Below are 16,072 nucleotides of genomic sequence, written 5' to 3' on the forward strand. Positions count from 1 at the left end.
GCAGGGAGGCCATGGCCTCCCTGCTTGCTGACATCAGGCCAGGGGCGCCCAGCACCAGCGATGGCGTCCCTCCTGCTTGGCGCGATAGAGGGCGAGATCCGCATCGGCCAGCAGCTCGCTCAGGGTCTGCGCGCCCTGGGCCCGCCTCAAGCCGCCGCTGACCGTGATCCTCATCCCCTCCATCAGATGGGGCTCCGCCACCCCCTGGATCAGGCGTTCGGCCTGGGCCTGCAGCGCCTGCGGCTCCCCCGTCGGCAGCCAGACGGCAAACTCCTCTCCCCCCATGCGGCCGAGCAGGGCCCGGGGCGGCAACAGGGTCTCCAGTCGTCGGCAGAGCCTTATCAGCACCGTATCCCCGGTTGGGTGGCCGAACTCATCATTGATCTTCTTGAAATGATCCACGTCGATCAACAGCAGGGCGCCACCATGGCGGGCCATCCGTTGCTCGGCCTGCTCACAGAAGGCACCACGATTGAGCACCCCGGTCAGGTAGTCATGACTCGCCACCTGTTGCAGGCGCGCGAACAGCTGATCCCGCTCGGCCACGGCGCAGGCGGTGGTGATGGCGCTCAGCGCCAATATGGTGATGCCGGCCCGAAACGAATAGACGGTGGCCGCATCCTTGCTCCATTGGTGCAGCAGCTGCTCATCGAGCACGGTGAACATGTAGAGAGAGGCGGCACTGGTCGCCAGACAGGTGAAGAAGCGGTTGCCGGAGAGCGCCAGCCAGATGAGGGCGGGTACCGGCAGCACCAGCAGGCCCGGGCCACTCAGATACTGATGGAGCAGCGGCACCAGCAGGAGCAAGACCAAGGCAGGACCCAGATAATGGCGATCTCGCCACAGCGACTGGCGGCACTGGCGCCAGGAGTCCGGCAGGGTCAGCAGGGAGGGCAGCAAGACGGAGAAGTTAATCAGCTCGGCCAGATACCACATGATGGTGCTCTTCAGGCCGCTCGCGCCCCCCAGCCAGACCACGGCGGCACCGCCACACAGGGCACCGGCCAGGAGGGCGGGCTGGCAGCGCAGCATGAGCTTGGGAATGGCGGTGGCACTGATCAGCCCCTCTGGCCCCAGGCCCTGACGGCGCAGACTGAGCCAGGCGATGGCGACCGTGAGGATATTGGCACCATTGAGCAGCAGACTCTTGCGCCAGGGGGTGCCGTAACAGGCATCCACCAGCAGGAAACCCAGCAGGGCGATCAGCAGATGAAGCAGACCCGCCCTCGGGTAGAAACGCAGCAGTATCCCCACCAGGGCGGCGTTGGCGGGCCAGAGCAGAGAGAAGCTGGCACCGCTGCGCGCCACCACCCCGAGCCAGGTGAGCAAGACGCTGACAAGCAGCAGGCAGGCCAGAGAGGCGAGGAGTGGACCCACGCCCGGGTCGGTCTGGGATGAGGGGCCAGTGGCCCCAGGATCGAGAGTCAAAACAGTCTCCATGCGCAACAAATGAGCCTCGATAGTAAGGGAGTGACTCCCCCACTCCAAGTCCGGCGTGCCCCAATCTGGCTAACAGACAGAAAATGGACACAAAAATCGAACACTATTTCGATATTTATCTATAAGTAAGAATTATTTGTTGTTTTGATATATTTGTCCGAATGAATACTATTGCAGCCCATTCAGATGGCGGCCAACGGCGCCCCGGTGCCAGGAGGCGTCCCGCCGTGAGCCCCCTGGCGGCGAGCGCCCTCCCTGTGCCCTCTCCCCCTATGGTTGACCGCCACCGGGCAAGGGAGCGCCCCCAGTGTCCCCCGGCGCATCCCGCCCCAGGGGCATCCCCCATAACGATGAAGGGCCTATCGAATGGCCATGATGGAGACACGATGAAATTCAAGACCATGAGCGTACACAGCGGCCAACGGATCGATCCCCAGACCGGCGCCCTCACCACCCCGCTCTACCAGAGCAGCACCTTCAGCTACGTCAATGCCCAGGCGGGCAAGGAGCGCTTCGCAGGCCAGGCCCCGGGCTTTATCTACAGCCGCTTCGGCAACCCCACCACCGCCGAGCTGGAGCAGAAGCTGGCGGCGCTGGAAGGCGCCGACGAGGCGCTGGTGGTGGCAAGCGGCATGGCGGCGGTGAGCGCCATCCTGTATGCCCTGGCGGACAGCGGCGATGAAGTGGCCTATGTCGGCCCCCTCTACGGCGGTACCGATGCGTTCTTGAAGCAGACCTTCAGCCGCGCCGGCATCCGAGTCACCGGCTACCAGAGCGACCAGGATCTGCTGGCCAACATCAACCCGGCCACCAAGCTGGTGCTGTTCGAGACGCTGACCAACCCCACCCTCAAGGTGGTGGATCCGCGGGTAGTAGTGGAGGCGGCCCGCAAGGTGGGCGCCATCAGCGTGTGTGACAACACCTTCCTCACCCCCTATCTGCTGCGCCCCCTGGAGCTCGGGGTCGATCTGGTGATGCACAGCGGCACCAAGTATCTCGGTGGTCACGGCGACATCATCGCCGGGGTGGTGGCGGGTCGTCATGAGCTGATGAAAACGGTGCGCACCGTGGCCCTCAAGCACATCGGCTCCCCCATAGGCCCCCAGGAGGCCTACCTGCTGCAGCGCGGGGTCAAGACATTACCCCTGCGCATGGATGCCCACCTGCACAACGCCCAGAAGGTGGCCGAGTTCCTGGCCGCCCATCCGGCGGTGAAGCAGGTGATCTACCCGGGCCTTGCCAGCCATCCGGGCCATGATGCCCTCGGCGCCTTCGCCAGCGGCTTTGGCGCCATGGTGAGCATAGAGCTGGAAGGAGGCTTTGCGCGCTGTGCCACCCTGCTCGACAACCTGCAACTGTTCGTGCAGGCGGTGAGCCTCGGCGATCTCGAGAGCCTGGCCTGCCACCCGGCCAGCACCACCCACGCCGCCATGGACGAGGCGAGCCGCCTCGCCGCCGGGGTCAATGACGATCTCATCCGCCTCAGCATAGGGGTGGAAGACGCCGACGATCTCATCGCCGATCTGGCGGCGGCACTGGCCCTGATCTGAGGGCCAGCCTCCCGGCGCAGACGGCCTGGGCAGCAAAAAGGGAAGGCAGATGCCTTCCCTTTTTCGTTATCCGCCCCGTGCGCCGTTGATCGCAAGGGGCACGATAGAGGCACCAGGCCCCAGTGTCGACGAGCCCCCTGGCTCAACCCCGGGCCAGCAGGATGCGCAGCATGCGGCGCAGCGGCTCGGCGGCACCCCACAGCAGCTGGTCACCCACGGTGAAGGCCGCCAGGTACTCGGGGCCCATGTTGAGCTTGCGCAGGCGACCCACGGGGATATTGAGGGTGCCGGTCACCGCGGCCGGGGTCAGTTCCCGGGCGCTGATGTCGCGCTCGTTGGGGATCACCTTGACCCAATCGTTGTGGGCGGCCAGCAGGGCTTCGATCTCCGCCAGCGGCACGTCTTTTTTCAGCTTGATGGTGAAGGCCTGGCTGTGGCAGCGCAGGGCGCCGATGCGCACGCACAGGCCATCCACCGGAATGGCGGCGCCGTCGATCCCCAGGATCTTGTTGGTCTCCGCCTGTCCCTTCCACTCTTCCCGGCTCTGGCCATTGTCGAGCCGGGTGTCAATCCAGGGGATCAGGCTGCCGGCGAGCGGCACGCCGAAGTTGTCCACCGGCAGGGTGCCGGAGCGGGTCTTCTCGGTCACCTTGCGCTCGATATCCAGGATGGCGGAGGCGGGATCCGCCAGCTCCACCGCCACCTCATCGCGCAACATGCCCATCTGGGTCACCAATTCCCGCATGTGACGAGCGCCGCCGCCGGAGGCCGCCTGATAGGTGGCCACGCTCACCCACTCCACCAGATCGGCCTTGAACAGGCCGCCCAGGGCCAGCAACATCAGGCTGACGGTGCAGTTGCCGCCGACGAAGGTCTTGACCCCCTCGTTCAGGGCCTGCTCGATCACCTCGCCATTGACCGGATCCAGGATGATGACGGCGTCCTGCTCCATGCGCAGGGAGGAGGCGGCATCGATCCAGTACCCCTGCCAGCCGGCGGCTTTCAGGCGCGGATAGACATCCTTGGTGTAATCGCCCCCCTGGGCGGTGATGATGATCTCCTGCTCGGCCAGGGCCTCGATATTGAAGGCATCCTTGAGCAGACCGGCATCGACACCGAAGTTGGGGGCGGCCTCACCGGCCTGGGAGGTGGTGAAGAAGGTGGGCTGAATGTGCGCAAAGTCCTGCTCTTCCTGCATCCGGCTCATCAGCACGGAACCCACCATGCCACGCCAACCGACCAAACCTACTTTTTTCATAATGTCCTACCCTGGATAGCTGCTAAATAGTGCGGATCCTCTACCCATCCGGCCCGGGAGGGCCACCGCCACATGGCGAAGCCCGGGGCCTGACGGGTAAAATTCTGCTGCGAAAAATGTGTCTATCCACATTACGGATTGTGGCGAATGGCGCAAGTCGATTTATGCAATATTCTCTGCCAGTTGCTGCAATACCCGCCAACGGGGCCGGACAGACCCCCTGGCAGGGCCAATCCTGTTCTGGCAAGATGGCGCGACACGGCCCTTGGCCCGGCGGGGACGACCCCGTTGCCCACCACCTCGCAGGGACGACCCTGCCCCGTCTGGATGCACATCATGTCCTGGATCCTGCTACTCGTCGCCGGCCTGTTCGAGGTCGCCTGGGCCATTGGCCTCAAATATACCGAGGGTTTCAGCCGTCCCCTCCCCACCCTGCTGACCCTGGGCGCCATGGGGGTGAGCGTGCTGCTGCTCGCCATGGCGGTGAAACAGCTGCCCCTTGGCACCGCCTACGCGGTCTGGACCGGCATAGGCGCGGTCGGCACAGTGCTGATGGGGATCTGGCTGTTCAACGAACCGGCCACCCTGGCCCGGGTGCTTTGCCTGCTGCTGATCATCGGCGGTATCCTGGGGCTCAAGTTGATCGGCTGATAGTGATGGGGAGTGCCGCCACGGCACTCCCCATCACTGCGTATAAAAGCGGCCACCCAAGGTGGCCGCTGCGTCGTCTCATGAGCCTCCTGGGCTGGCTAGCAGTGCGCTCTCTATCCGGGCTGCCGGCATCATCTGCCTTAAGCCGTCCATCAGCCGATCCCCGGCCTCCTGCAGCGCCGCCAGCGGCATCTCGGGCAAGCTCTCCAAAATGAACCACATCTGCCCGGACTCGGCGCTGAGCCGGGTTCGGATCCCCTGGCGCCAATTCCAGCGCCGACAGGTCACGCCTCTGTCATCACACCAGACCACCTCGCCGGGCTCCGGGCGCTCCTGGCCAGGCACCCCTTCCTTCATGGTGTCAAACAGCTCGGTGCCATCGGCGATGATGAGGCGCGGCGCCCCCTCATAGGCGGCAAGATCCTCGCCACCGACCGGGATGGCGTATTCGACGCTGATGGCGTTGTAGAGATCGACCACGGGGTCGATGCTGGGCAGGCTTCCCTCCCGCAGCACCCGCTTGCGCAGCGCCTGTGCCGAGCAGGGGGTGCGCGATGGTTTGGCTCCGAAGCGCTTGAACACCTGGTCCCAGGCGGACAGATGCGCCTGCGCCCAGGGGGCCCCGCCCGCCGCCACGGACTGGCAGGCCCGGGCCAACGCTTGCGTGCCGACCCTGCGATCGACGATGGCGGCCCCCTCGACCCGGATGCTCAGGGCCCGAAATCCCGGGGCCAGGGCGACAACCCTGGGGTCAATCTGTGGTGTCATGAAGGGCATGGTCGCTCCTTGAGGGTGAATCGTGGCGACGGCGGAGGCGAGCAGGTGGCCATGGCCGACATGCGGGCATGGGCGCCTGCTCGCCCGCAGCCGTCAGAGCGGCCCATGATGGGCGATGGTCTGTGATAAAAAAATCTACTTTTTCTTAAGTCTGTTAAGAAAAACTGATGCTCCACTCCCTCCACGCCCGCAGGCCGCCCCCGGAGCGGGATTGTCCTGGCCGCTTTCCCCGCCACTCATGCTATTATCTGCGGCCGAACATGAGCCAATAAACATCAGGACATTGTGATGACCGACCACACTTTTATTCCCGGCAAGGACGCGGCACTGGAAGACTCCATCGAGCGGTTCCAGACCAAGTTGCAGGCCCTGGGCTTTGACATCGAGGAGGCCTCCTGGCTCAACCCGGTGCCCAACGTCTGGTCCGTGCACATCCGGGACAAGGAGTGCGCCCTCTGCTTCACCAACGGCAAGGGCGCCAGCAAGAAGGCGGCCCTGGCGTCCGCCCTGGGGGAGTATTTCGAGCGTCTCTCCACCAACTACTTCTTCGCCGACTTCTATCTGGGTGAACAGCTGGCGAACGGCGACTTCGTCCACTACCCGAACGAGAAGTGGTTCCCCATCGAGGGAGATCAGCTGCCGGCCGGTCTGCTCGACCCCTTCACCCGCAAGTTCTACAACCCGGACGGTGAAGTGACCGCCGACATGCTGGTGGATCTGCAGTCCGGCAACGAGGAGCGCGGCATCGTCGCCCTGCCCTTCGAGCGCCAGTCCGACCATCAGACCGTCTACATCCCGATGAACATCATCGGCAACCTTTATGTCTCCAACGGCATGAGCGCCGGCAACACCAAGACCGAGGCCCGCACCCAGGCACTGTCCGAGGTGTTCGAGCGCCACGTGAAGAACAAGATCATCGCCGAGGCCATCAGCCTGCCCGAGATCCCGAGCGAGGTGATCGCCCGCTACCCCGGCATTGCCGCCTCCATCGCCGCGCTGGAGGCCGAAGGCTTCCCCATCTACAGCTTCGATGCCTCCCTCGGCGGCCGCTATCCGGTCATCTGCGTGGTGCTGCTCAACCCGAACAACGGTACCTGCTTTGCCTCCTTCGGCGCCCACCCGCGCTTCGAGGTCGCCTTCGAGCGCACCGTCACCGAGCTGCTGCAGGGCCGTGGCCTCAAGGATCTGGATGTGTTCGTGCCGCCGTCATTCGACAACGAGCAGGTGGCGGATCACCACAACCTGGAGACCCACTTCATCGACTCGTCCGGCCTCATCAGCTGGGATCTGTTCAAGCAGGAGTCCGACTTCGAATTTGCCGACTGGGATTTTCGTGGCACCTCCCAGCAGGAGTTCGACCACCTGCTCGGCATCTTCCACGAGCTGGAGCAACCGGTCTACATCGCCGACTACGAGCACCTGGGCGTCTACGCCTGCCGCATCCTGGTGCCGGGCATGTCCGACATCTACCCGGCCGAGGACTTGCTGCTGGCCAACAACACCATGGGCGCCCACCTGAGGGAAACCATACTGGCCCTGCCCTCCCTGGAATGGGACGCAGAGCAGTACATGGCCTTCTATGACCAGCTGGAAGAGGAAGGGCACGACGAGCGTACCCGGGTGCGCGAGCTGCTCGGCATCGCCGCCGCCAAGGGCACCGCCCTGCACACCCTGCGGATCGGCGAGCTGAAAGCCATGCTGGCCCTGGCCGCCGGCGAGCTGGAAACGGCGCTGGATCTCATCAACTGGACCATGGAGTACAACCAGTCGGTATTCCCGGCCGATCGCGCCAACTACTATCGCGCCCTCAAGAGCTGTGTCGAGCTGTTCCTGGACACGGATCGCGACCCCGAGCAGTACCGCGCCGTCTTCACCCGCATGTATGGCGAGCAGACCCTGGCGCAGGCGTGGGCCCACGCCAGCGGCGAGGCCCGCTTCCACGGGCTGTCGAGCGCGGATCAATCCCTCAGCCAGTTCCCGCTGCACCAGAAGCTGCTGGCCGCCTATGAGAAGCTGCAAGTGGCCAAGGGTGCCGCCAATTGGCAGTAACCCTGAGGCAAACAAAAACCGGACCCACTATGGGTCCGGTTTTTTTATGGCCGGAGGATGGGCCGCGCTATTTCGACCTAGTCTGCTGCGCGATGGCCTGGCGCACCTTGGCCGGCAGGCAGGACTCCCACCCCCAGATGAGCCAGGCGAACAGGGTCAGATCGTCGAGCCAGCCGAACAGGGGGATGACGTCCGGCACCAGATCCAGGGGGCTGATGCCGTAGACCAGCACCAGCAGCGCCAGTCCCTTGGCCCAGAGGGGCGTATCCGGGTGGCGAAAGCCCAGATAGAGGCGGCGCAGTCTGGGCCCAATCCCCAGCAGGGTGCGCAGCGGCCTCAACTCTCGATCAACTCGCTGCGCAGCCGCTGGATCTGATCCCGCAGGGCGGCCGCCTGTTCGAACTCCAGATCCCGGGCATGCTGGAACATCTGCTCTTCCAGCCGCTTGATCTCCTTGGCGATCTCGTTGGCAGAGCGGGCATGGTACGCCTCTTGCGGCTCGGCAGCCTTGCGACTCCCCTTGCCAGCCTTGCCCGCCGTGCGGCTGCCCCCCATGTCCATCACATCGCCGATGGACTTGTTGAGCCCCTTGGGCACTATGCCGTGTTCCAGGTTGTGGGCATGCTGCAGGGCGCGGCGCCGCTCTGTCTCCTCGATGGCCACCTTCATGGAGTTGGTGATGGTGTCGCCGTAGAGGATGACCCGGCCGTTGAGGTTGCGCGCCGCCCGGCCAATGGTCTGGATCAGCGAACGGGTGGAGCGCAGGAAGCCCTCCTTGTCCGCATCCAGGATGGCCACCAGGGAGACCTCCGGCATGTCGAGCCCTTCCCGCAGCAGGTTGATCCCCACCAGCACATCGAACTTGCCAAGACGCAGATCCCGGATGATCTCCACCCGCTCCACGGTATCGATGTCCGAGTGCAGGTAACGCACCCGCACCTCGTGATCGGCCAGGTATTCGGTCAAGTCCTCCGCCATCCGCTTGGTCAGGGTGGTGACCAGCACCCGCTCCTCCACCGCCACCCGCTTGCGGATCTCCGAGAGCAGATCGTCCACCTGGGTGCTGACCGGACGCACCTCGATCTCGGGATCCAGCAGGCCGGTCGGGCGCACCACCTGCTGCACCACGTCGCCGCCGGATTTCTCCAGCTCGTAGGGGCCGGGGGTCGCCGACACAAACACCGTCTGGGGCATCAGGGCCTCGAACTCGTCGAACTTCAGCGGTCTGTTGTCGAGCGCGGAAGGAAGCCTGAAACCGTACTCCACCAGGGTCTCCTTGCGGGATCTGTCCCCTTTGAACATGGCGCCTATCTGGGGCACGGTGACGTGGGACTCGTCGATGATGAGCAAGCCATCCCCAGGCAGGTAGTCAAACAGGGTGGGGGGCGGCTCGCCAGGGGCGCGCCCCGAAAGGTAGCGGCTGTAGTTCTCGATGCCCGAGCAATAGCCCAGCTCCTGCATCATCTCGATGTCGAACTGGGTGCGCTGGCTGATGCGCTGCTCCTCCACCAGCTTGTTGAGGGAGAGCAGCTGCTCGCGGCGTCCCTTGAGCTCTTCCTTGATGTGATCGATGGCCCCGAGGATGGTCTCCCGCGGCGTGGCGTAGTGGGTCTTGGGGTAGATGGTGTAGCGCACCACCGTCTGCTCGATGGCACCGGTCAGGGGATCGAACTGGGAGAGCCGCTCTATCTCTTCATCAAACAGCTCCACCCGCAGGGCCAGCTTGTCCGATTCGGCCGGGTAGATATCGATCACCTCCCCCCGCACCCGGAAGGTGCCGCGCTGGAAGGCCATGTCGTTGCGGGTATATTGCAGCTCGGCGAGGCGGCGCAGGATATCCCGCTGGTTGATCAGAGCCCCCACCTTCAGGTGCAGCATCATGCTGAGATAGGCCTGGGGATCCCCCAGGCCATAGATGGCCGATACCGAGGCGACGATCACCACGTCTCGCCGCTCCAGCAGCGCCTTGGTGGCCGACAGCCGCATCTGCTCGATGTGATCGTTGATGGAGGCATCCTTCTCGATGAAGGTGTCCGTGGTCGGCACATAGGCTTCCGGCTGGTAGTAGTCGTAGTAGGAGACGAAATACTCCACCGCGTTGTCGGGGAAGAACTCCTTCATCTCGCCGTAGAGCTGGGCTGCCAGGGTCTTGTTCGGAGCCAATATCATGGTGGGTCGGTTGAGGGTGGCGATCACGTTGGCCATGGTGAAGGTCTTGCCCGACCCCGTCACCCCGAGCAGGGTCTGGTGGGCTAGACCGGACTCAATCCCCTCGAGCAGCTGACCGATGGCGGCGGGTTGATCCCCCGCGGGTGCAAATTGGCTGACGAGTTGAAACGACTTGCTCATGGCGACTCCGGACAAGAAAAGCAAAGCGCAAGTGTACCCCGACTTTCCCCGTGACGGGTATCGCTCTCCACCCCCGGGCGGCTATTGACCCGACGTGGCGCTATCTGTATAGTGCTCCTCCTTGCCTGATGTTCCCCCGTAGTTCAGTCGGTAGAACGGCGGACTGTTAATCCGTATGTCACTGGTTCGAGTCCAGTCGGGGGAGCCAATTCCTCACCATCTCGGTGCAAGTTATCCACTTTAGTGCCCCCCTCTGCCAAATTTAATGCACAAGTCATCTTGACTCGCGTTTCACTCCCCTTGCATCCCTTGCTCCCCCGTCAGTATTTTGTGCTGCCGCCATTAACTATTTGATTTTTATAGAAACATATTTTAGCCGGTATTTTTTGAACAGGGCTTCCAGGCCAGTAGCAGCAAGGGCTAGCGCCCCTTTTTCAATTTTCACGCACAGGGTTATCCACAGAATCTGTGGGTAAGTGCCCCAAGCCCAGACGGCGCCTGCGTTTGGCCCATTCAGGCCCTGCTTCCCCTCCCCCTCCCGGGTCAACCCGATTTTCTGCTGTTTTGCCGCCAGAGGCTGCGCGAGCAGAATGGCCTGGCTGCTCCACTTTTTTTGATGCCTGATTGGCGAGCCCAGATGCCATGGGTCAGCAGGGCATGGGGCCAGGTGGCCACGCCGCCCAGGGGGCGCTCCCCTGTGCCAATCCGGCAGCATCATGCTCTGTTATGGGGACGAAATCGCGCCCCGGGCAGCATTCTCTAAACGCCGCCTCGACCTGCGTCTCGCCGGGGGCCAGACAGCACGAATCACTCATTGACAGCGGCTCTGACAGACGGAAAAACTCGCTCTCTCACCCGAGAGGGTGAAAACCCCATGCCCCCGAACGGGGCACCCGCCCGAGATGCCGATTTGTCCCATCCGGCGCTTCTTTATTGGCGAGGGATCCGGCACAATACCGGCCCCACTTTTTTCCTCGGTTATTCCGGGCATGACCATAGATTTCGTGACACTGCTACACCAAAGCGACTCCCTGCTGCTGTTCGTGGTACTGGCCTTCGGCCTGCTGCTGGGCAAGGTGCGGGTCGGCAACTTCCAGATAGGCAACACCATAGGGGTGCTCTTCACCGCCCTGCTGTTCGGGCAGATGGGTTTCCAGTTCTCCGCCACCACGGAAAACCTCGGCTTCATGCTGTTCATCTTCTGCGTCGGCATCGAGGCGGGACCGCACTTTTTCAGCGTCTTCCTGCGCGACGGCATCCATTACATCACCCTGACCCTGGTGATCCTGCTGACCGCCCTGCTGCTCACCGTGGGGCTGGCCAAGTTCTTCAACCTGGGGCCCGGCATGGCCGCCGGCATCCTGGCGGGATCCCTCACCTCCACACCGGCGCTGGTTGGCGCCCAGGATGCCCTGCGCAGCGGATTGCTCAACCTGCCCCATGAGACCGACATGCGCGCCGTGCTCGACAACATGGGTATCGGCTATGCGCTGACCTATCTGGTGGGGCTGGTGGGGCTGATGCTGGTGGTGCGCTACCTCCCCGCCATGGCACGGCTCGATCTCAGCACCGAGGCCCAGAAGATCGCCCGCGAGCGGGGCCTGTCGGACAGCGAGAATCGCAAGACCTACCTGCCCATCATCCGCGCCTATCGGGTCGGCCCCGAGCTCGCCGCCTGGATAGGTGGCCGTACCCTGCGGGAAACCGGTATCTATCCCCACACCGGCTGCTATGTGGAGCGCATTCGCCGCAACGGCATACTGGCCAGCCCCGATGGGGACGCCGTCATTCAGGAAGGGGACGAGATCGCCCTGGTGGGCTATCCCGAGAGTCACGAGAAGCTGGACGTCAACTACCGCAACGGCAAGGAGGTGTTCGATCGCAACCTGCTTGACCTGCAGATCGTCACCGAAGAGATCGTGGTGAAGAACGATGCCGTGGTGGGCCGCCATCTGGTGGAGCTCAATCTCACCGAGAAGGGCTGCTTCCTCAACCGGGTGGTGCGCTCCCAGATAGAGATGCCGTTCGATCGCAACATCATGCTGCAAAAGGGCGACGTGCTGCAGATCAGCGGCGAGAAGCAGAGGGTCAAGCAGCTGGCCAACAAGATAGGCTTCATCAGCATCCACAGCCAGACCACGGATCTGGTGGCCTTCGCCACCTTCTTCGTGCTTGGCCTGCTCATCGGCTCCGTCTCCCTGGTGTTCGGCCAGATTGAATTTGGTCTGGGCAACGCCGTCGGCCTGCTGCTGGCGGGGATCCTGATGGGCTACCTGCGCGCCAACCACCCCACGGTCGGCTATGTGCCGCCGGGCGCCCTGCGCCTGGCCAAGGATCTGGGCCTCGCCGTCTTCATGGTGAGCACGGGCTTGAAGGCGGGAAGCGGCATCCTGGATCACCTGAGCCAGGTGGGGGCCGTGGTGCTCTTCTCCGGCATGCTGGTGACCACCTTGCCGGTGCTGGTGGGTTACCTGTTCGGGGTCTGGGTGCTCAAGATGAACCCGGCCCTGCTGCTGGGGGCCATCACCGGGGCCCGCACCTGCGCCCCGGCCATGGACGTGGTCAACGAGGCGGCCAACAGCTCGATCCCGGCGCTCGGCTACGCGGGCACCTATGCGGTGGCCAACGTCATGCTGACCCTGGCGGGCTCCTTTATCATCGGCTTCTGGTTCTAGCGCCCCGTGCCATCACGTCTCCCCAGGGAGACGTGTTCCTCTGCGGCGTCTCCTTGCGCGCCATGACAACAAAAAGGCCGCCCACGGGCGGCCTGTTGCCAGCTGGCGACTCAGCACATCTGCCATGCGACCCGCCCGGTCAACCGGGTCACCAGCTCGTAGGGAATGGTGCCTATGTGCTCGGCTACCCGCTCGACCGGCAACCCCTCCCCCCACAGCACCACCTCATCCCCCACCCGATCGGTCGCCGCCGGGCCGAGATCCACGGTCAGCATGTCCATCGAGACCCGCCCGACGATCGGCACCTCGCGACCATTGATGAGCATGGGCGTCCCGGTCGGCGCCAGCCTGGGATAACCGTCCCCGTAGCCGGTCGCCACCACCCCGAGCCGGGTGGCCCGGGGGGCATGCCAGTGGGCACCATAGCCAACGGGCGCCCCGGCCGGACAGTCGCGCACCGCCATCAGCCGGCTCTTGAGGGTCATGACGGGACGTAGCCCGCGATCCCGTCCGCTCTCACCGGCGAAGGGGGAGATGCCATAGAGCGCGAGCCCGGGCCGCACCCAGTCCCCCAGCGCATCGGCCCAGCCCAGTAGCCCGGCCGAGTTGGCCAGGGCCTTCTCCCCCGGCAGGTGGCGGGTCAGGGCATGAAAACGGGTGATCTGCTCGGCCGTCGCCTCGCAGTCAAGCTCGTCGGCGCGGCCAAAATGGGTCATCTGCCGCACCGGCTGCGTCACCCCAGGGCAGCGCGCGAGGCGCGCCAGCACAGCGGCCAGCTCCTCACCCCGGATCCCGAGCCGGTTCATCCCCGTGTCTATCTTGAGCCAGAGGGTGACGGGGCGGCTCGGCGCCGCCTGCTCCAGCAGCGTCACCTGTTCGTGGCAGTGCAGGGTCGTCTGCAATTCCCACTCGGCCATCTGGGCCAGCTGCTGCCCATCATGGAAACCGCCCAGCACCAGGATGGGCTGCCTGATGCCATGGCGGCGCAGCTGGACCCCCTCATCGACACGGGCCACGGCAAACGCCGGGGCCTCGGCCAGCGCCTGCGCCATCTGCACCATGCCGTGCCCATAGGCGTTGGCCTTGAGCACCGCCATGATCCGGCGATCCCCCGCCTGGGCCTGCAATACCTTCACGTTGTGCCGTAGCGCCGCGACGCTGATCTCCGCTCTCACTGGAACCTCCTGTTCACTCGCCGCTACCCGCGGCGATATCGGGCAAAACAACGCCGTTTCGCGATCCCTGTGGTTCGCAAAATTGGGAGACGGCTGATGATGGATCCCCGGCCTGCCAGGCTGGACGAAGGTTCGCCAGTGGGCCGGTTCACGATGGAGGCAGTATACGATAGGGGTTACAGCTTTTTTCGCTCTTTTAACAAGAAAAAAACATAATCAACAAAATAACAAACTACAAAAATGACATGTGATAGATATCATTACTGGTCATTCCATGCATATGTAAAACAATACCCCGCAAACAGCGCCACTACGCAGTCCATCGCGCTGCCATTGTGCTCCCCACCTGTCTTCCGCCATGAAAAAACCCCGCATGGCGGGGCTTTCGGAGAATAACGCGGCGGGAGGGATCAGGATTCCCACACCACGTTGCGATCGGCCGGCCACTGCTCCCCCAGCTCGGCATATTTCTGTTCCAGCAGATGACGGCGGATCTTCATGGTCGGCGTCAGCACCCCGTTTTCTATGTTCCAGGGGGTCTTGACCACCAGGATGCCCCTCAGCCTGGCATGGGCCTCCAGCTGGCCGTTGACCCGTTGCCGCGCCGCCTCCAGCTGAGCCTCTATCTCGGCATGCTCTCCCTGCATGGCCCGCTCGGCCAGCTGCACCAGAGCGATGGGCTGGGGCATGCCGTAACCGATGACACACAGCTGCTCTATGATGGGATCCTGTCCGAGCAGCCCCTCGATGGGCACCGGAGCCACGTACTTGCCCTTGGCGGTCTTGAACACATCCTTCATCCGCCCCGTGATGGTGAGATAGCCCTCGCTGTCGAGCTTGCCCATGTCCCCCGTGTGCAACCAGCCTTCGGTGTCGATGGCTTCACTGCTGTGCTCGGGATCCTTGTAGTAGCCCAGCATCATGCCCTCGCAGCGACAGAGGATCTCTCCTTCCGGGGAGATCTGGATGCGCACCCCGGGCCCCGCCTTGCCGACCGTGCCTATCTTGTCGGCCCGAAACGGGTAGTTGAGGGTGGCGTAGGCATGGTTCTCCGTCATGCCCCAGGCCTCTGTGATGTTGAGGCCTATGCTGTGGTACCAGGCCAGCAGTGCCGGGGCCACCGGAGCCGAGCCGCAGCCCAGCACCCTGGCCTGATCCAGCCCCAGTCCCTGTTGCAGCTTGCGCTTGATGAGGCCGGAAACGAGGGGGATCTTGAGCAGCAGCGCCAGCTTCTTCTGGGGCAGCTTCTCGTGGATCTTGATGCGGAACATGGCCCACAGACGGGGCACAGAGATGAAGACGGTGGGACGACAGCGTTTGACGTCGTCGATGAAGGTGTCGAGGGACTCGGGGAAGCTGATTTCGGCGCCGCTGAACAGGCTGCCGCCATAGATGTAGACCCGCTCCGTGATGTGGGCCAGGGGCAGGTAGGAGAAGCCGCGATCCTGCTCCCTCAGCCCCACCGCCTCCACCAGTTTCTCGCAGGACCAGGCGTAACGCTCGACGCTGAGCATGGCGCCCTTGGGCTTGCCGGTGCTGCCTGAGGTGTAGACCAGGCTCAGCAGATCCTCGCCACGCTGGGCAGGCAGATCCCGGGCCGGCTCGTGACTGGCCAGCAGGGCATCCCACTGATGCTGGGCCGGCATGGTGTCATAGGGCATGGCGATGCGCGGCAGATCCGCTGGCAGACCCGGCTCCTGGCTGCGCCAGTCGTCCAGCTTGCCGACGAACACGGCCCTGGCCTCGCTGTGACGCAGCACATATTCGATGGTATCGACGTTGGCGGTGGGATAGATGGGCACGCTGACATACTGGCCCATCTGCATCGCCAGATCGGCGATGAACCACTGGGCGCAGTTCTTGGAGAGCAGGGCAATCTTGTCCCCCGGCTCGAACCCCATGGCGCGCAGGGCCGTCACCAGGCGACGGGCCTCATCGGCCACCCTGGCCCAGCTGAAGTCGTGGTACTGACGGTTGATGGTCTGACGAAGGTAGATCCGATCCGGACAGTGCTGCTCCCAGTGATAGAGCATGTCGAGGGGCAATCGCTGGGCGATGGTGGAGGCGCTGGTCATGGTGCTTTCCCTGAAACAGATGAGGTTATTTATTATTAACCTTTTGTTAACTTTCGGGAAAGCGCCAATCTTA

General features: G+C 63.9%; 11 protein-coding genes and 1 tRNA gene. 5 read left to right on the plus strand and 7 right to left on the minus strand.

Features of this window, described 5'->3' with window-relative positions:
- Positions 1–33: 33 nt before the first annotated feature.
- Positions 34–1,428, minus strand: coding sequence for a GGDEF domain-containing protein (locus ACEUCR_RS02505; protein WP_408787848.1), 1,395 nt, complete (start codon positions 1,426–1,428; stop codon positions 34–36).
- A 398-nt stretch (positions 1,429–1,826) separates the two neighbouring features.
- Here ACEUCR_RS02505 and ACEUCR_RS02510 point away from each other — a divergent pair, with 398 nt between their 5' ends.
- Positions 1,827–2,990, plus strand: a complete 1,164-nt coding sequence (locus ACEUCR_RS02510; RefSeq protein ID WP_408787852.1) for a trans-sulfuration enzyme family protein — start codon at positions 1,827–1,829, stop codon at positions 2,988–2,990.
- 142 nt (positions 2,991–3,132) lie between these two features.
- On the opposite strand, the gene asd is transcribed toward ACEUCR_RS02510, so the two are convergent.
- Complete coding sequence (gene asd / locus ACEUCR_RS02515; RefSeq protein WP_111874636.1) at positions 3,133–4,248, minus strand: aspartate-semialdehyde dehydrogenase; 1,116 nt, start codon at positions 4,246–4,248, stop codon at positions 3,133–3,135.
- A gap of 336 nt (positions 4,249–4,584) precedes the next feature.
- Here asd and sugE point away from each other — a divergent pair, with 336 nt between their 5' ends.
- A complete protein-coding gene (gene sugE, locus ACEUCR_RS02520; protein ID WP_041994117.1) occupies positions 4,585–4,899 on the plus strand; it encodes a quaternary ammonium compound efflux SMR transporter SugE in 315 nt (104 codons plus the stop codon).
- Positions 4,900–4,977: 78 nt separating this feature from the next.
- Here sugE and ACEUCR_RS02525 read toward each other — a convergent pair whose 3' ends face one another.
- Positions 4,978–5,676 carry a B3/B4 domain-containing protein gene (locus ACEUCR_RS02525; RefSeq protein WP_041994119.1) on the minus strand — a complete coding sequence of 233 codons (699 nt, stop codon included), beginning with the start codon at positions 5,674–5,676 and terminating at the stop codon, positions 4,978–4,980.
- Positions 5,677–5,964: 288 nt separating this feature from the next.
- On the opposite strand from ACEUCR_RS02525, the gene ycaO reads away from it, so the two are divergent.
- Positions 5,965–7,725 (plus strand): 30S ribosomal protein S12 methylthiotransferase accessory factor YcaO, encoded by a 1,761-nt coding sequence (gene ycaO / locus ACEUCR_RS02530; RefSeq protein WP_408787856.1) that lies wholly within the window; start codon positions 5,965–5,967, stop codon positions 7,723–7,725.
- Between the two features lie 67 nt (positions 7,726–7,792).
- On the opposite strand, the gene ACEUCR_RS02535 is transcribed toward ycaO, so the two are convergent.
- Together ACEUCR_RS02535 and uvrB are read right to left on the minus strand one after the other, a co-directional pair.
- Positions 7,793–8,065 carry a YkvA family protein gene (locus ACEUCR_RS02535; RefSeq protein WP_084205272.1) on the minus strand — a complete coding sequence of 91 codons (273 nt, stop codon included), beginning with the start codon at positions 8,063–8,065 and terminating at the stop codon, positions 7,793–7,795.
- Positions 8,062–10,074 (minus strand): excinuclease ABC subunit UvrB, encoded by a 2,013-nt coding sequence (gene uvrB / locus ACEUCR_RS02540; RefSeq protein ID WP_408787860.1) that lies wholly within the window; start codon positions 10,072–10,074, stop codon positions 8,062–8,064. Before uvrB ends, ACEUCR_RS02535 begins: the two co-directional genes overlap by 4 nt.
- Positions 10,075–10,206: 132 nt before the next feature.
- On the opposite strand from uvrB, the gene ACEUCR_RS02545 reads away from it, so the two are divergent.
- Both ACEUCR_RS02545 and ACEUCR_RS02550 read left to right on the plus strand, forming a co-directional pair.
- Positions 10,207–10,282 (plus strand) — tRNA-Asn (locus tag ACEUCR_RS02545).
- Between the two features lie 781 nt (positions 10,283–11,063).
- The gene (locus ACEUCR_RS02550; protein ID WP_041994127.1) at positions 11,064–12,749 is read left to right on the plus strand and encodes an aspartate:alanine antiporter; all 1,686 of its coding nucleotides are present in this window, start codon (positions 11,064–11,066) and stop codon (positions 12,747–12,749) included.
- Positions 12,750–12,859: 110 nt separating this feature from the next.
- On the opposite strand, the gene alr is transcribed toward ACEUCR_RS02550, so the two are convergent.
- Both alr and ACEUCR_RS02560 read right to left on the minus strand, forming a co-directional pair.
- The gene (alr, locus tag ACEUCR_RS02555) at positions 12,860–13,924 is read right to left on the minus strand and encodes an alanine racemase (RefSeq protein ID WP_408787863.1); all 1,065 of its coding nucleotides are present in this window, start codon (positions 13,922–13,924) and stop codon (positions 12,860–12,862) included.
- A 410-nt stretch (positions 13,925–14,334) separates the two neighbouring features.
- A complete protein-coding gene (locus ACEUCR_RS02560) occupies positions 14,335–15,999 on the minus strand; it encodes an AMP-binding protein (RefSeq protein ID WP_111874642.1) in 1,665 nt (554 codons plus the stop codon).
- Positions 16,000–16,072: the final 73 nt, after the last annotated feature.

Source organism: Aeromonas bivalvium (assembly GCF_046078285.1).
Classification (GTDB): Bacteria; Pseudomonadota; Gammaproteobacteria; order Enterobacterales; family Aeromonadaceae; genus Aeromonas; species Aeromonas bivalvium.